The organism is Schumannella sp. GW821-FHT10F01 (assembly GCF_058809295.1).
The window spans coordinates 89,339-104,651 of sequence record NZ_JBXASM010000002.1; the positions used below are offsets into that span (position 1 = coordinate 89,339).

Sequence of the window (15,313 nt, forward strand, 5' to 3'; positions counted from 1 at the left end):
GGGAGCCGGCCGCGGTCCGAGCCGTCCATCCCGGGGCGGTAGAGTTCCGGGCGGGAGATCTCTCGATATCGAACTATCTCGGCGTCGAGACACCCGCGACCGCGAACGAGCCGACGGAAGAAGCACCAGCGTGGATCTTTTCGAGTACCAGGCCCGCGACATCTTCGAGAAGCACGGGGTCCCCGTGCTCGCCGGGATCGTCGCCGACACCCCGGAGGAGGTGCGCGCGGCCTCCGAGCAGCTCGGCGGCGTGACGGTCGTCAAGGCCCAGGTCAAGACCGGCGGGCGCGGCAAGGCCGGCGGCGTGAAGGTGGCGAAGACCCCGGACGACGCCGAGGCCGCCGCGAAGGCGATCCTCGGCCTCGACATCAAGGGCCACGTCGTCAAGCGCGTCATGGTCGCCGCGGGCGCCGACATCACGGAGGAGTTCTACTTCTCCGTGCTGCTCGACCGTGCGAACCGCTCGTACCTCTCGCTGTGCAGCTACGAGGGCGGCATGGAGATCGAGGAGCTCGCCGTCGAGCGCCCCGAGGCCCTCGCCCGCGTCGAGGTCGACCCCGCCACGGGCATCACGCTCGAGAAGGCCACGGAGATCGCGATCGCCGCGAAGTTCCCCGAGGAGCTCGTCGGCAAGGTCGCTCCGGTCTTCGTGAAGCTCTACGACGTGTTCACCGCCGAGGACGCGACCCTGGTCGAGGTGAACCCGCTCGTGCTCACCGGCGCCGGCGACATCGTCGCCCTCGACGGCAAGGTCTCGCTCGACGAGAACGCGGACTTCCGCCACCCGGACCACGCGGAGCTCGAGGACAAGGACGCGGCCGATCCGCTCGAGGCGAAGGCGAAGGCCAACGACCTCAACTACGTCAAGCTCGACGGCCAGGTCGGCATCATCGGCAACGGCGCCGGGCTCGTCATGTCGACGCTCGACGTGGTCGCCTACGCGGGCGAGGCCCACGGCGGCGTCAAGCCGGCGAACTTCCTCGACATCGGCGGCGGCGCCTCGGCGACCGTCATGGCCAACGGCCTCGACGTCATCCTCGGCGACCCGCAGGTGAAGAGCGTGTTCGTGAACGTCTTCGGCGGCATCACCTCCTGCGTCGCCGTCGCGAACGGCATCGTGCAGGCGCTCGAGATCCTCGGCGACGCGGCGACCAAGCCGCTCGTCGTCCGCCTCGACGGCAACCAGGTGGAGGAGGGCCGCGCAATCCTCGCCGGCGCGAACCACCCGCTCGTCACCCTCGCGACCACCATGGACGACGGCGCCGACAAGGCCGCTGAGCTCGCCGCCCGCTGACCCGCACCGAGATCAAGGACTGAGAGAAACAGAATGTCGATCTTCCTCACCAAGGACTCGAAGGTCATCGTCCAGGGCATCACCGGCGGCGAGGGCACCAAGCACACCGCCCTCATGCTCAAGGCCGGCACGCAGGTCGTCGGCGGCGTCAACGCCCGCAAGGCCGGCACCACGGTCGAGCACACCGCCGCCGACGGATCGCCCGTCTCGCTGCCCGTCTTCGGCTCCGTGAAGGAGGCCATCGAGGCCACCGGCGCGGACGTCTCCATCGCCTTCGTGCCGCCGGCGTTCACCAAGGACGCCATGATCGAGGCCGTCGACGCCGAGATCCCGCTGCTCGTCGTGATCACCGAGGGCGTGCCCGTGCAGGACACCGCCGAGGCCTGGGCCTACGCGAAGGCCAAGGGCACGACGCGCATCATCGGCCCGAACTGCCCCGGCATCATCACGCCCGGCGAGTCGCTCGTCGGCATCACGCCGGCCACGATCACCGGCAAGGGCCCGATCGGCCTCGTGTCGAAGTCGGGCACGCTGACCTACCAGATGATGTTCGAGCTGCGCGAGATCGGCTTCTCGACCGCCATCGGCATCGGCGGCGACCCGGTCATCGGCACCACGCACATCGACGCGATCGCCGCGTTCGAGGCCGACCCGGAGACGAAGGCCATCGTGATGATCGGCGAGATCGGCGGCGACGCCGAGGAGCGCGCCGCCGACTACATCAAGGCGAACGTGACGAAGCCGGTCGTCGGCTACGTCGCCGGCTTCACCGCCCCGGAGGGCAAGACGATGGGCCACGCCGGCGCCATCGTCTCCGGCTCCGCGGGCACCGCGCAGGCGAAGAAGGAGGCCCTCGAGGCCGCCGGCGTCAAGGTCGGCAAGACGCCGAGCGAGACCGCCGACCTCATGCGCGAGATCATCGCGGGGCTCTGACACCCGCCGCCGGCTGAGGAGGGCCGTCCACGGCCCGTCTCGAAGCCCTGTGTCTGCAGACCTGGACTTCGAGACGGCCGCGGTCGGCCTCCTCAGCCATCGTCGTCTCACCCGGCGGGGCACCCCGGCGGCGCCGCGGCGCTCGCGTAGCCTCCCTCCGTGACCCGCCGACTCACCCTCCTGTTCGCGGCCTTCGAGGCCGTGCTGGTGGCGGGGATCGGCGTGGCGATCCCGCTCGTGCCGCTGACGATCCTGTGGGCCGTGCAGTACGGCTTCGGCCCCGACTGGATGGTCGTCTGGCGCATCGCCGTCGACTCCTGGCTCGTCGGCCACGGCGTCGACATCACCGTGACGCTCGACCCGCAGCTCGCGGCGGCGCTCGGGCAGACGACCGCCGAGCCGCTGCGCATCACCATCGCCGCGCTCGGCTTCGCGCTGCTCACCCTGCTGCTCGGCTCGCGCGCCGGCCGCCGCATCGCCGAGACGGGGCACCGGCTGCTCGGCACCGTCACGGCGGCGGTCGTGTTCGGCGTGCTGGCGGAGGTGCTCGCCCTGTTCGCGCTCCGAGCCGACGCCCGGGTCTCGCTCTGGCAGAGCGCCCTGCTGCCCACCCTCGTCTTCCTGCTCGGCATCGGCGCAGCCGTGATCTCGGCCGAGATCGACGACGCGGTCGACGGCGTGCCGGAGCGGCGGATGTCGCTGCGGGCGTGGATCGGACGCCTCGCGCCGCTGCCGCGCGGCGTCGTCGCCGCGGTCATCCGCACCGGCCTCGGCACTGCGGCGATCGTGCTCGCCGTGTCGGCGCTGCTCGTCGGCGGGCTCATCGTCGGCCACTACGTCGACCTGATCCGCCTGTACGAGGCGCTGCACGGCGACTGGGCCGGCGGTCTCGCGCTGACCATCGGCCAGCTCGCGCTGCTCCCCGACCTCGTGATCTGGGCGTCGTCGTGGCTGGTCGGCCCCGGGTTCGCCATCGGCGTCGGCTCGTCGGTCTCACCGCTCGGCACCGCCCTCGGCCCGCTGCCGGCGATCCCGGTGCTCGGCGCCGTGCCGGTCGGCACGCCCGCGTTCGGCTTCGTCGGGCTGATCGTGCCGGTCGCCGCCGGCTTCCTGGCGGCGGTCGGCGCGCGCGGCAGCCTCCGACGCGCGCTCGGCGGCGCCCCGGCCGGGCGGTGGATGGCGCTCGTCGCGGTCGCCGGCGGCGCGCTCTCCGGCCTCGTGCTCGGGCTGCTGTCGTGGGCGGCCTCCGGATCGGCCGGCCCGGGACGCCTGTCGCAGGTCGGGCCGGATCCGCTGGCCGTCGGACTCTGGGCGGCCCTGGAGTCGGCCGTGGCCATCGGCATCGGCCTCGCGGCGTCGGGCGTCGGCCGCCGGGCCGACGGCCCTGGGCTCCGCGAGCGGGTCGCCGACCTGCTGCCGGAGCGCGCCGTCGACGCCGACCGCGACGAGCCGGAGACCGGGCCCGACCGCGAGCCGCAGCTCAAGCGCACGCCGCGGCGGCACGCCGAGGACGACGTGGACACCGCCCCGGTGCCGACGATCCCGCCCTCGTCCGGCCGCTAGGCTGGCCGGGTGCTCCGGCTCGTCGTCCTCATCTCCGGGGGCGGCTCCAACCTCCGGGCCCTCCTCGAGGCGGCGGAGGACCCCGGATTCCCGGCCCGCGTCGTCGCCGTCGGCGCCGATCGCGACGCCGACGGGCTCGCGCACGCGGAGGAGTTCGGCATCCCGTCGTTCTCCGTCGCGTTCTCCGCGTTCCCGGACCGCGAGGCGTGGGGCGACGAGTTCCTCGCCCAGATCCGCCAATGGCAGCCGGACCTCGTCATCCTGTCCGGCTTCATGCGGCTGTTCCCGCCGCGCGTCGTGCGCGCGCTGAGCCCGGCGATGATCAACACCCATCCCGCCTACCTGCCGGAGTTCCCCGGAGCCCACGGCGTGCGCGACGCGCTCGCCGCCGGCGTGACGGAGACCGGCGCCAGCGTGATCGTGGTCGACGACGGCGTCGACACCGGCCCGATCCTCGCCCAGGAGCGCGTGCCCGTGCTGCCCGGCGACACCGAGGACAGCCTGCACGCCCGCATCAAGCCCGTCGAGCGCCGGCTGCTGCTGCAGACGGTGCTCGACATCGCGACCGATCGCCTCGACCTGAAGGAGCTCGCATGAGCGGCCCCACCCGCGACCCCGCCGACCTGCGCCCCCGCGACATCGTCCCGATCCGCCGCGCGCTGCTGTCTGTGAGCGACAAGAGCGGCCTGCTCGAGCTGGCCGCCGAGCTCGCCGCGCAGGGCGTCGAGATCGTCTCGACCGGCTCGACCGCGAAGACGATCGCGGACGCCGGGCACCCGGTCACCGAGGTCGCGACCGTCACCGGGTTCCCGGAGTCGCTCGACGGCCGCGTGAAGACGCTGCACCCCGCCGTGCACGCGGGCCTGCTCGCCGACCTCCGCCTCGAGGACCACGAGCGCCAGCTCGGCGAGCTCGGCATCCAGCCGTTCGAGCTCGTCGTGGTCAACCTGTATCCCTTCGTCGAGACCGTCGCCTCCGGCGCGCGCGGCGACGACGTCGTCGAGCAGATCGACATCGGCGGCCCGGCCATGGTCCGCGCCTCGGCGAAGAACCACGCCAACGTCGCGATCGTGGTCGAGCCCGGCCGCTACGACGAGGTCATCGCCGCGCTCCGGGTCGGCGGCACCACCCTCGCGCAGCGCCGGCGCCTCGCGGCGGCCGCGTTCGCGCACACCGCCTCGTACGACACCGCCGTGGCCGCCTGGATGGGCGAGCACGCGGGCGTCGACGCCCTCGCCGGCGGCGCCGAGAAGGCCGCTGACGACCTCCCGCCGCGGCTCGCCTTCTCCGTCATGCGCGCCGCCTCGCTGCGCTACGGCGAGAACGCGCACCAGCAGGCCGGGCTGTACCCGCTCGCCGGCGCGGCCGGCATCGCGCAGGCGACGCAGCTGCACGGCAAGGAGATGTCGTACAACAACTACGTCGACGCGGATGCCGCCGTGCGGGCCGCCTACGACTTCGACCGCCCCGCCGTCGCGATCATCAAGCACGCGAACCCGTGCGGCATCGCCGTCGGCCGCGACATCGCGTCGGCGCACCGCGCCGCGCACGACTGCGACCCGGTGTCGGCGTTCGGCGGCGTGATCGCCGCGAACGCACCCGTCACCCTCGCCGCCGCGGAGTCGATCGTCGACATCTTCACGGAGGTCGTGGTCGCTCCCGACTTCGAGCCCGAGGCGCTCGCCGTGCTGCAGTCGAAGAAGAACCTGCGACTGCTCCGGCTGCCGCAGGGCTTCGCCCCGGTCGCGACGGAGCTGCGCCAGATCTCGGGCGGCTTCCTCGCGCAGACCGCGGATCACCACTTCGCGCCCTCGACCGAGTGGACGCTGGCCGCCGGCGAGCCCGCCGACGCCGAGACCCTCGCCGACCTCGAGTTCGCCTGGACGGCCTGCCGCGCGGTGAAGTCGAACGCGATCCTGCTCGCCTCGCACGGCGCCTCCGTCGGCATCGGCATGGGCCAGGTCAACCGGGTGGACTCCTGCCGGCTCGCCGTCGACCGCGCAGCCGACCGGGCGCGGGGGAGCGTCGCGGCGAGCGACGCCTACTTCCCGTTCGCCGACGGCCCCGGCATCCTGCTCGACGCCGGCGTGCGCGCGATCGTGCAGCCGGGCGGCTCGGTGCGCGACCAGGAGACGATCGACGCGGTCGCCGCGGCCGGCGTCACCATGTACTTCACCGGCGAGCGGCACTTCTTCCACTGAGTCCGGCGGCCGCCGGACGCAGTGTCGGCGGGGTCAGGCGCGGCGCTGGGCCGTCAGGGCGTCGTCGCGCACGCTGAGCGCGTCGACGACCGCCTGCGTGATCGGCCAGCCGGTGAGCTCCTCGAGCAGCAGCCAGCGCGGCGCGGGGTCGAGGTCGAGGAAGCGGTGCACGCCGTCGGGCCCGCGGCGGAGGTCGACGGCGGCGGTGACGAGGCCGAGCCGCGCCATCGTGCGGTCGATCGCCTCGACGAGGCCCTGCGGCAGGATCGTCGGCCGCACCGCCTCGTCGTCGGCCAGCAGGTCGTGCGGCAGGTCCGCGGCGTGCTCGCCGAACTCGACGGCGAAGTGGGCGCCGCCCACGACGATGACGCGGATGTCGGGGCCGGGCACGAACTCCTGCAGCACCGTCTCGGCCGGCGCCGACGCCACGCGGTCGACCAGGTCGTCCTCGCCGAAGACCGGCGAGCAGCCGCCCCAGTCGTCCGCACGCCGCACGAGCGGCTTGCTCACGAGGCCGGCGGCGAGGTTCGCGGAGCGGAACGCGACGGCCGCGGCCGGGTCGCGGGTCACGAGCGTGGCGGGCACCGGGAGGCCGGCGGCGGTCGCGGCGGCCCACTGGCGCGGGCGGCGGCGGCCGATGTGATCGCGGACCGGGTCGTTGATCCAGTCCAGCTCGAGGGAGGCGGTGACGCTCTCGAACGACTCCATCGACTCCATCGGCGCACCGTCGAGCTCGGCCAGGACGGCGAGGTCGCGGCTCAGCACGGGCGCGTGGCGGCGGCGCCAGAAGCCGGTCGTGGCCGCGTCGAGGTCGATCGCGGGGCCGCGGCGGCCGGCGACGTGGAGCCGGCGGCGCAGGCCGCGGGCGGGATCGATCTCCAGCTCGACGGCGGTATCGGAGGAGAGGCTCGGGACGTCGACGAGCGCGACCTCGCGCCCGGCGTCGAGCAGGAGGTCGACGACCGCGCCGGCGTGGTCGTCGTCCGGCGGGCTGACTGCGAGGATCAAGAGAAGGTGCCTAGGTGGTCGAACCGAGGTGCGCGCCCGCCGGGACCGGCTCGGGGAGCTGGTCGAGGACGAGGAGCGGACCGATGCCCGGCCCCCGGGAGCTCGCGAGGAGTCGGGTCTCCTCCGCCAAGCTCCCGGGCGCCGGACGGGACGAGTCGGTCGACCTGGCCAGCATCCGCCGGAACGCGTCGAGGACGCGCGTCGGATCGGGTGGAGTGCTGGCCGCGGAGCCCTGGACGTCAGGCATTCCGGTCGTTCTCCGTTCGGTTGGCGCCGTCTGGGGCGGCGCGTACTGACAAAATGGCGGAACGGTCTGTACCCGGTCATCCGGGCGGGCCCTGAACGCGGCTAGTGTTCCTCTCAGCTATCGAACGCCTGCCGTCGACGTCGACAAGGAAGCGAGACATGAGCGACACCCGCACCACGCCCCTCCGGGTGGCGGTCGCCGACGACGCGATGCTGCTCCGCGAGGGCATCGGCAAGGTCCTCGTCGACGGCGGCCTCGAGGTCGTCTCCTCCGTCGGATCCGGCGAGGAGCTGGTCGCGGAGGTGCTCGCCGGCGGCGTCGACGTCGCCGTGCTCGACATCCGGATGCCGCCGAGCTTCCGCGACGAGGGCATCGCCGCCCTCGAGCGGCTGCGCGAGCGCGGGTCCACGATCGGCGTGCTGCTGCTGTCGATGTACGCGACGCCCGAGTACGCGATGCGCGCGCTCGCCGCCGGATCCGGCACCGGCTACCTGCTCAAGGAGCGGGTCTCCGAGCCGCGCACGCTCGTCTCCGCGGTGGAGACCGTCTCCAGCGGGGGCTCCGTCGTCGACCCGGAGGTCGTCGGCCAGCTCATGCAGCGCCCGCGCGTCGACGGCCCGCTGGCCTCGCTGACCGCACGCGAGCTCTCCGTGCTCGAGCTCATGGCCCAGGGGCACTCCAACGCCGGCATCTCGCGCGGGCTGTTCCTCGGCGTCAAGACGGTCGAGACGCACGTGCGCAGCATCATGCAGAAGCTCGGCCTCGAGGACACCCCGGACAACCACCGCCGCGTGCTCGCGGTACTCGCCTACCTCGGGTCGCGATGACCGCGGACGCCATCGCCCCGGCCCGCGTGGACTCGCGGTCGGGGATGACGGCGGGGGCGTGGACGGTCTGGATCGCGGTCATCGCGTTCGGCCTCGCCCTGAACCTGATCATGCAGCTGCTCGGCTGGGCGCTGACGCCGCCGATCAACCGGCCGGAGGAGTCGTACACGACCCTGCACGCGGCCGTGCCGTGGGCGTTCGCGATCTCGGCCGTCGTCGGCCTGCAGCTGGGCGAGCGGCGGCTGCCGATCATCCTCATGGTCGCGTTCGTCTACCTCTGGATCCCGCAGCTGTTCTTCTCGGCGATCGCCTACTTCGGCTACGTCTGGCCGATCGTGCGCAGCATCGACCTGCTCTGGGCGCTGCTGCTCGGGATGATCGCGCTCGCCTATCCGCGCGGCCGGTTCAGCGGACGGGTCGATGCGGTCATCGTCGGGGTCGGCATCGCCATCTCGGTGATCCGCGCGATCGCGGTGCTCGTGGCGGACGCCTCCGAGAACACCGCCTGCCTGTGCAGCCCGAACGCGTACGCGCTCGTCGGCGACAGCGAGACGTTCTACCTGATCGACCTGACCTACCGCATCTGCGGCGCCGTGATCGTCGCGGTCGTCGCCGGCCGGCAGTTCTGGCGCTGGGCGCGCGGCAGCTCGCCGGCCCGCAGCGTCGCCTTCGTCATGCCGGTCGGCCTCGTCGCCTGGCTGCTCGCGCTCATCGTCGAGGCCGTGAGCTACACCGCCTCCAACCCGGCGCTCACCGACGACCGCAGCTTCGTCACGCGCAGCCACACGTTCGAGCCCGTCAGCATCATCTCGCTGTTCGCGGTCGCCTCGATCCCGATCTGCTACATCGCCGGCAGCGTGCACCTGCGCAACACGCGCGGCCGTGTCGCCGACCTCATGAGCATCACGCGCGACGGCGTCGACCGCCGCTCGTGGCGCGAGACGCTGTCGAAGACGCTCCGCGACCCGAGCCTCGAGGTCTTCTGGTGGGACTGGGCGATCGGCGGCTACCGCGACGAGGACGGCGACCCGGTCGAGCTGCCCGTGGAGGGCGACGAGCCGACCCGGACGCTGCTGCCGATCACGGCCGGCGACGGATCGCCGATCGCCGTCATCCGCCACGACCGCGCGCTCGCCGAGAACGAGCGGCTGCTCGACGGCGTGTCGACGGCGCTCCGGCTCACCCTCGACAACGGCCAGCTGCGCGGCGAGATCGAGCGAACGCTCGAGCAGGTGCGCGAGTCGCGCCAGCGCATCGTCGAGGCGGGCGACGAGGCCCGCAAGCGGCTCGAGCGCGACCTGCACGACGGCTCGCAGCAGCAGCTCGTCGCGCTCGCGATGCAGCTGCGCACGGTCATCACCGCGGCCCGGAGCGGCGGCCAGGACGGCATCGCCGACGAGCTCGAGCAGCTGCTCGGGCGGCTGTCGGTCGCGCTCCGGGAGCTCCGCGAGCTCGCCCGCGGCATCCATCCGACCGCGCTCGTCGAGGGCGGGCTGGCGCTGGCGCTGCCGGAGCTCGCCTCCCGCTGCCCGGTGCCGGTCGTGGTCGACGTCGAGCTCGACGGGCGGATCCCGGAGCTCGTCGAGGCGACCGCCTACTTCACGGCGTCGGAGTGCCTCGCGAACATCGCCAAGCACTCCGAGGCGCGGCAGGCGTGGCTGCGGGCCGAGAGCGACGGCGACACGCTGCGGCTCACGGTGCGCGACAACGGCCGCGGGGGCGCCGGCGGCGAGGGCGGCTCCGGCCTGGTCGGGCTCGCCGACCGCGTCGAGGCGCTCGGCGGCAGCTTCGGCGTGCGCAGCCCGATCGGGGAGGGAACCACGATCGTCGTGGAGCTCCCGCTTGCCGTCGCCGCCGAAGCGGGTCTAGGCTGAAAGGCTGCTCCGGTCACCGCCGGAGCGACCGACCTGCGAACGGAGGCATCATGTCCACGATCGAGCCCGCACAGCCCGCTGTGTCCGCCCGCGTCGTCCTCGGCGCCGCCGCCCGCGGTCGCACCGGACGGCCGTAGCGGCGGCCCGTCCCTCTCGGCGGCCCCCGTCCACGCGACGGGGGATCGCAGCATCCGACCCTCGATGACGATCCGGACGCGCGCGTGATCGCGTGCGCCCGCCAGCACTGGATGAATCGTGCCAACACCCCTTCCCGCTGACCGTTCTCCCGACCCCGGGCGCCGCGGAACCGTACGGACGCTGCTGCGTCTCATGCCGTTCCTGCGACCCGCCCGGCCCCGCATCATCGGCGGCATGTTCGCCGCCCTCGGCGCCGGGGTGGTGACCCTGATCATCCCGCTCGTGCTCCAGCAGCTCGTCGACGGCCCCCTGCACGAGAAGAACGTGCAGTCGGCCGCGATCTGGGCCGCCGCCGGCCTCGTGCTGCTCCTCGGCGTGGGCGAGGCGGTCTTCATCGCCGCGCGCCGCTGGCTCGTGCTCGAGCCGGGCACGCAGGTCGAGGCCGACATGCGCAACACGCTCTACCGGCGCCTGCAGGACCTGCCGGTGGCGTTCCACGACCGCTGGCCGAGCGGCCAGCTGCTCTCGCGCGCCATGAGCGACCTCAACCTGATCCGCCGCTGGCTGGCGTTCGGCATCGTGCTGCTCGTCGTGAACATCGTGACGATCCTCATCGGATTCGGCGTGCTGTTCACCTACAGCTGGCAGCTCGGGCTGCTCTTCCTCATCCTGTCGATCCCGGTGTGGATCTACGGGTACGCGTTCGAGAAGCGCTACTCGAAGGTGGCGCGACGCAGCCAGGACCAGCAGGGCGACCTCGCCACCGCGGTCGAGGAGAGCGTGCACGGCATCCGCGTGCTCAAGGCGTTCGGCCGCGGCCGGCACTCGCTGGAGAAGTTCTCGAAGCAGGCGGAGGACCTCCGCGGCACCGAGATCGAGAAGGCCCGCGCTGTGGCCGGCATCTGGTTCTGGCTGATGCTGATCCCCGACGTCGCCTACGCGCTCTCGCTGCTGGGGGGCATCGTGCTCACCTGGCAGGGGACCATGACCCTCGGCCAGCTCGTCGGGTTCTTCTTCACCGCCACCGTGCTGCGCTGGCCGATCGAGTCGATCGGCTTCCTGCTGTCGATGACGTTCGACACCCGCACCGCGGTCGACCGCCTCTACGAGGTGCTCGACGAGGAGAACCCCATCCAGGACCCGGCGTCGCCGTCGACGGTCACGGACGCGCGCGGCCGCCTCGTCTTCGAGGACGCGCACTTCCGCTACCAGGACTCGCCGGCGCAGTACCCCGACGTGCTCAACGGCATCGACCTCGCGGTCGAGCCGGGCGAGACGATGGCGCTCGTCGGGCTCACGGGCTCCGGCAAGACGACGTTGACCGCCCTCACCACGCGGCTCTACGACGTCACCGGCGGCCGCGTCACGATCGACGGCGTCGACGTGCGCGACCTCACCCGCGAGGAGCTGCGCAGCCACATCGCGATGGCGTTCGAGGACGCGACGCTGTTCTCGGCCTCGGTGCGCGAGAACGTGCTGCTCGGCCGTCCCGACCTGGAGCTGCCCGGCAACGAGGCGGAGGCCGAGCGCGTGATGCAGGAGGCGCTCGACATCGCGCAGGCCGGGTTCACCCGCGACCTGCCCGATGGCGTCGACACGAAGGTCGGGGAGGAGGGGCTCAGTCTCTCCGGCGGCCAGCGTCAGCGCCTCGCGCTCGCGCGCGCCGTCGCCGCGAACCCGGAGGTGCTCGTGCTCGACGACCCGCTGTCGGCGCTCGACGTCGACACGGAGGCGCTCGTCGAGGCGGCCCTGCGCCGCGTGCTCGCGACGACCACCGCGCTCATCGTCGCCCACCGCCCCTCGACCGTCATGCTGGCGGACCGGGTGGCGCTGCTCGAGAACGGCCGCATCACCGACGTGGGCACCCACTCGGAGCTGCTCGGCCGCAACGAGCACTACCGCTTCGTGATCTCCTCGCTCGACGAGGAGCAGGAGGCGCGCGAGAAGCACACCCAGACGGGTGCGCTCGACATCATCCCGGACGACGCGTCGTTCGATCCGGATCCCGTCGCAGCGAGGGAGGGACGCGAATGAGCGTCACGGGAGTCGAGGGCGAAGAGCGCCAGGACTACACGAAGGACGAGAACCGGCAGATCCGCCGGCGCTCGCTGCGCCTGCTCGGCGTGCTGCTCAAGCCGCTGAAGCGGCGCCTCATCGTCACGTCGATCGTGGTGATCGCGTGTCAGCTCGTCGGCGTCGCCGGACCGCTACTGATCGCCTACGGCATCAACAACGGCATCTCGGCGCTGACCGACGACGGCGACTGGCAGCCGACGCTGTTCGCGGTCATCGCGTACCTGGCGTCGGCGGTGCTCGGCGCCGTGCTCATGCAGCAGTACCAGATCTCGGCGGCGAAGATCAGCCAGGCCGTGCTCATCGACCTGCGCAAGCGGGTCTTCGACCACGCCCAGCGGCTGAGCCTCGAGTTCCACGAGAGCTACACGTCCGGGCGCATCATCGCGCGCCAGACGAGCGACCTCGACTCGGTGCGCGAGCTGCTCGACTCGGGCCTCAACGGCCTGATCCGCGGCGTGCTCTACGTGGTGTTCACGGCGGTCGCGCTCGTCTCGCTCGACTGGGTGAGCGGCATCATCGTCGCGGTCGCGCTCATCCCGCTGTCGTTCCTGGCGCGGTGGTTCCAGAAGAACTCGCAGCGGGCCTTCCGTCTCACGCGCGTCGCGTCGGCGCGGGTGATCGTGCACTTCGTCGAGACGATGACGGGCATGCGCGCAGTGCAGGCGTTCCGCAAGGAGCAGCGCAACGAGCGCGAGTACGGCGACCTCGTCGAGGACTACCGCGTCGCGAACAAGCGCACCATGCGCCTGTTCGGCACGTTCGAGCCGGGGCTCATCCTCATCGCGAACGTCGCGGTCGCGGTGGTGCTGCTCTCGGGCGGCTTCCGCGTCGCGGCCGGCACCCTGATGATCGGCAACCTGGCGGCGATCGTGCTCTACACGCGCCGCATCTTCGACCCGATGCAGGACATGACGATGTTCTACAACTCGTACCAGTCGGCCGCGGCCGCGCTCGAGAAGATCTCGGGCGTGCTCGAGGAGGTGCCGAGCGTGCCGGACCCGCGCGATCCGATCGCGCTGCCGCGGGCGCGCGGCGAGGTCGAGTTCGACGACGTCACCTTCGCCTACCGGGCGGATCGCGTCATCCTGCCGGAGTTCTCGCTCATGATGCCGGCGGGGCAGACCATCGCCCTCGTCGGATCGACGGGCGCCGGCAAGTCGACGCTGGCCAAGCTGGTGTCGCGGTTCTACGACCCGAGCGAGGGCGCCGTGCGGCTCGACGGCGTCGACCTGCGGGAGCTGCGGCCGCGCGACCTGCGTCGAGCGATCGTCATGGTCACCCAGGAGGCGTACCTGTTCTCCGGCTCGGTGTCGGAGAACATCGCGCTCGGCAAGCCGGACGCGACGTTCGACGAGATCCGCGACGCCGCCAAGGCGGTCGGCGCGCACGAGTTCATCATGGCGATGCCCGACGGGTACGACACCGACGTGAACAAGCGCGGCGGGCGCGTCTCGGCGGGACAGCGGCAGCTGCTCTCGTTCGCGCGCGCGTTCCTCGCCGACCCCTCGGTGCTCATCCTCGACGAGGCGACGGCGTCGCTCGACATCCCGTCGGAGCGGCTCGTGCAGGAGGGCCTGCAGACCCTGCTCGCGGGACGGACGGCGATCATCATCGCCCACCGGCTGTCGACCGTCGCGATCGCGCACCGCGTGCTCGTGATGGAGCACGGCCGCATCGTCGAGGACGGCACGCCCGACGAGCTCATCGCCGGCACCGGCCGCTTCGCGCAGCTGCACGCGGCCTGGCGGGACTCGCTGGTCTGATCCGCGTCACGGGATCCGGGTCGGGCGCGAGCCCGCCCGGATCCCGCGGATCGCCGACCGGCGGTGGACAACCGGGACCGCGAAGTGGACACTGTCCACATGACTGTCCGGGAGCTGTCCACCTGCCTCTGGTTCGACGACGACCTCGAGGAGGCGCTCGCCCTCTACGAGCGCATCTTCGGCGACCTCCGTCGCGTCCATCCCGATCAGCTCGATCCGGCGACCGGCCGGCTGCTCGCGGCGCGCTTCGAGCTGGCCGGACGGCCGATGGTCGCGGTCCAGGGCGGCCCCGGACCGCGGCACACCGAGGCGATGTCGCTCTACGTGCTCGTCGAGGGCGGCCAGGCCGAGGTCGACCGCATCTGGGACGCCTTCATCGCCGACGGCGGCACCGAGTCGCAGTGCGGCTGGCTCGCCGACCGCTTCGGCATCTCGTGGCAGATCGTGCCGGTCGAGCTCGAGGACGCGATGACCGGGTCCGATCCCGAGCGGGCCGCCTCGGTGTTCCGGTCGATGCTCACGATGCGGAAGATCGTCATCGCGGAGCTGTGAGCCGCGGCTCGGAAGTCCCGGCAGCCCCGCCGGCCGCTACGGCGTCCAGCCGGCCGCGGCGAGGTCCACGCGGAACACGGTCTCGTCCCGGTTCCAGCGCAGCGGGGTCCCCTCGGCACGGTAGTGCTGCAGCGCGCGCTGCTCGTGATCGACCGCCGGATGCCCGGAGGCGCGGACGACCCGCCACCACGGCACGTCCGACCCGGAGTACGCCATCACCTGGCCGACGCCGCGCGCTGCGCGCGAGCCGATCGCGGCCGCCACGTCGCCGTAGCTCATCGCGCGTCCCTCCGGGATCGCCGCGACCACGTCGAGCACGCGCGAGACGAAGTCGTCGGCAGGCGGCATCCGGATCGCTGGGAGGGCTCGGCTCAGAGGTCGAGCGCGCCGAGGTTCTCGCCGTACGGCGTCTCGCCGATGACGTGGAAGCCGACCGCCTGGAAGAACCGCTCGGGACCGGCCTCGCCGGACTCCCACACGACGGTGATGCGGTCGAAGCCGCGGCGGCGCGCCTCCTCCGCGAGGGCGAGCACGGCGAAGCGGCCGACGCCGGCGCCCTGGGCGTCGGCGGAGACGTTGATGCGCCAGAGCGCGGCGCGGAGGAAGTCGTCCGTCGCCTCGGCGTCGAAGTTGCCCATGATGTAGCCGACGACCGAGCCGTCCCCGTCGACGACGACGCGCGGCCACGAGTTCGAGGGCGAGATCTTGTCCTCGTAGTGCGTGTAGGTCTCCGGCGCGAGGAACGCCTCCTGGCCCGGCTTCATGGTCAGGCTGTTCGCGGCGGCGATCGTCTGCGCCGACAGCTCCTCGAGTCTCAGATCCGCCATGGTCGCAACC

Annotated in this window: 13 protein-coding genes; 10 read left to right on the top strand and 3 right to left on the bottom strand. The window is 72.5% G+C overall.

Features of this window, described 5'->3' with window-relative positions:
* Window positions 1-130 precede the first annotated feature (130 nt).
* The 5 genes from sucC to purH all read left to right on the top strand — a co-directional run bounded on the left by sucC (window position 131) and on the right by purH (window position 5,991).
* Entirely contained in the window at window positions 131-1,294 is a 1,164-nt protein-coding gene (gene sucC, locus AC1RSJ_RS03435; RefSeq protein ID WP_493116937.1) for an ADP-forming succinate--CoA ligase subunit beta, read from the top strand.
* A gap of 33 nt (window positions 1,295-1,327) precedes the next feature.
* A complete protein-coding gene (gene sucD, locus AC1RSJ_RS03440) occupies window positions 1,328-2,227 on the top strand; it encodes a succinate--CoA ligase subunit alpha (RefSeq protein WP_493116938.1) in 900 nt (299 codons plus the stop codon).
* A 159-nt stretch (window positions 2,228-2,386) separates the two neighbouring features.
* A complete protein-coding gene (locus AC1RSJ_RS03445; protein WP_493116939.1) occupies window positions 2,387-3,790 on the top strand; it encodes a cell division protein PerM in 1,404 nt (467 codons plus the stop codon).
* Window positions 3,791-3,799: 9 nt separating this feature from the next.
* A complete protein-coding gene (gene purN / locus AC1RSJ_RS03450; protein WP_493116940.1) occupies window positions 3,800-4,387 on the top strand; it encodes a phosphoribosylglycinamide formyltransferase in 588 nt (195 codons plus the stop codon).
* Window positions 4,384-5,991: a bifunctional phosphoribosylaminoimidazolecarboxamide formyltransferase/IMP cyclohydrolase gene (gene purH, locus AC1RSJ_RS03455; protein WP_493116941.1), complete on the top strand. Its 1,608-nt coding sequence runs from the start codon at window positions 4,384-4,386 to the stop codon at window positions 5,989-5,991. Before purN ends, purH begins: the two co-directional genes overlap by 4 nt.
* Before the next feature lie 33 nt (window positions 5,992-6,024).
* Here purH and AC1RSJ_RS03460 read toward each other — a convergent pair whose 3' ends face one another.
* Window positions 6,025-6,999 carry an ATP-grasp domain-containing protein gene (locus AC1RSJ_RS03460; protein ID WP_493116942.1) on the bottom strand — a complete coding sequence of 325 codons (975 nt, stop codon included), beginning with the start codon at window positions 6,997-6,999 and terminating at the stop codon, window positions 6,025-6,027.
* A 405-nt stretch (window positions 7,000-7,404) separates the two neighbouring features.
* Here AC1RSJ_RS03460 and AC1RSJ_RS03465 point away from each other — a divergent pair, with 405 nt between their 5' ends.
* The 5 genes from AC1RSJ_RS03465 (at window position 7,405) to AC1RSJ_RS03485 (ending at window position 14,476) form a co-directional block, all read left to right on the top strand.
* Entirely contained in the window at window positions 7,405-8,073 is a 669-nt protein-coding gene (locus tag AC1RSJ_RS03465) for a response regulator transcription factor (RefSeq protein WP_493116943.1), read from the top strand.
* Window positions 8,070-9,947: a sensor histidine kinase gene (locus AC1RSJ_RS03470; RefSeq protein ID WP_493116944.1), complete on the top strand. Its 1,878-nt coding sequence runs from the start codon at window positions 8,070-8,072 to the stop codon at window positions 9,945-9,947. The genes AC1RSJ_RS03465 and AC1RSJ_RS03470 overlap by 4 nt, the downstream gene beginning before the upstream one ends.
* Before the next feature lie 330 nt (window positions 9,948-10,277).
* Entirely contained in the window at window positions 10,278-12,119 is a 1,842-nt protein-coding gene (locus AC1RSJ_RS03475) for an ABC transporter ATP-binding protein (RefSeq protein ID WP_493116945.1), read from the top strand.
* Complete coding sequence (locus AC1RSJ_RS03480) at window positions 12,116-13,924, top strand: ABC transporter ATP-binding protein (RefSeq protein WP_493116946.1); 1,809 nt, start codon at window positions 12,116-12,118, stop codon at window positions 13,922-13,924. Before AC1RSJ_RS03475 ends, AC1RSJ_RS03480 begins: the two co-directional genes overlap by 4 nt.
* Before the next feature lie 99 nt (window positions 13,925-14,023).
* Complete coding sequence (locus AC1RSJ_RS03485) at window positions 14,024-14,476, top strand: VOC family protein (protein ID WP_493116947.1); 453 nt, start codon at window positions 14,024-14,026, stop codon at window positions 14,474-14,476.
* Between the two features lie 36 nt (window positions 14,477-14,512).
* Here the strand turns inward: AC1RSJ_RS03485 and AC1RSJ_RS03490 are convergent, their stop codons facing one another.
* Both AC1RSJ_RS03490 and AC1RSJ_RS03495 read right to left on the bottom strand, forming a co-directional pair.
* Window positions 14,513-14,824 carry an MGMT family protein gene (locus AC1RSJ_RS03490; RefSeq protein ID WP_493116948.1) on the bottom strand — a complete coding sequence of 104 codons (312 nt, stop codon included), beginning with the start codon at window positions 14,822-14,824 and terminating at the stop codon, window positions 14,513-14,515.
* A gap of 23 nt (window positions 14,825-14,847) precedes the next feature.
* Window positions 14,848-15,303 carry a GNAT family N-acetyltransferase gene (locus tag AC1RSJ_RS03495; RefSeq protein WP_493116949.1) on the bottom strand — a complete coding sequence of 152 codons (456 nt, stop codon included), beginning with the start codon at window positions 15,301-15,303 and terminating at the stop codon, window positions 14,848-14,850.
* Between the last annotated feature and the right edge of the window lie 10 nt (window positions 15,304-15,313).

Bases quoted from the DNA above. Each gene is read 5' to 3' on its own strand.
- AC1RSJ_RS03470 (WP_493116944.1), top strand. From the start codon at position 8,070: ATGACCGCGGACGCCATCGCCCCGGCCCGCGTGGACTCGCGGTCGGGG.
- AC1RSJ_RS03465 (WP_493116943.1), top strand. From the start codon at position 7,405: ATGAGCGACACCCGCACCACGCCCCTCCGGGTGGCGGTCGCCGACGAC.
- AC1RSJ_RS03490 (WP_493116948.1), bottom strand. From the start codon at position 14,824: ATGCCGCCTGCCGACGACTTCGTCTCGCGCGTGCTCGACGTGGTCGCG.
- purH (WP_493116941.1), top strand. From the start codon at position 4,384: ATGAGCGGCCCCACCCGCGACCCCGCCGACCTGCGCCCCCGCGACATC.
- AC1RSJ_RS03475 (WP_493116945.1), top strand. From the start codon at position 10,278: ATGCCGTTCCTGCGACCCGCCCGGCCCCGCATCATCGGCGGCATGTTC.
- sucD (WP_493116938.1), top strand. From the start codon at position 1,328: ATGTCGATCTTCCTCACCAAGGACTCGAAGGTCATCGTCCAGGGCATC.
- AC1RSJ_RS03480 (WP_493116946.1), top strand. From the start codon at position 12,116: ATGAGCGTCACGGGAGTCGAGGGCGAAGAGCGCCAGGACTACACGAAG.
- AC1RSJ_RS03485 (WP_493116947.1), top strand. From the start codon at position 14,024: ATGACTGTCCGGGAGCTGTCCACCTGCCTCTGGTTCGACGACGACCTC.
- AC1RSJ_RS03495 (WP_493116949.1), bottom strand. From the start codon at position 15,303: ATGGCGGATCTGAGACTCGAGGAGCTGTCGGCGCAGACGATCGCCGCC.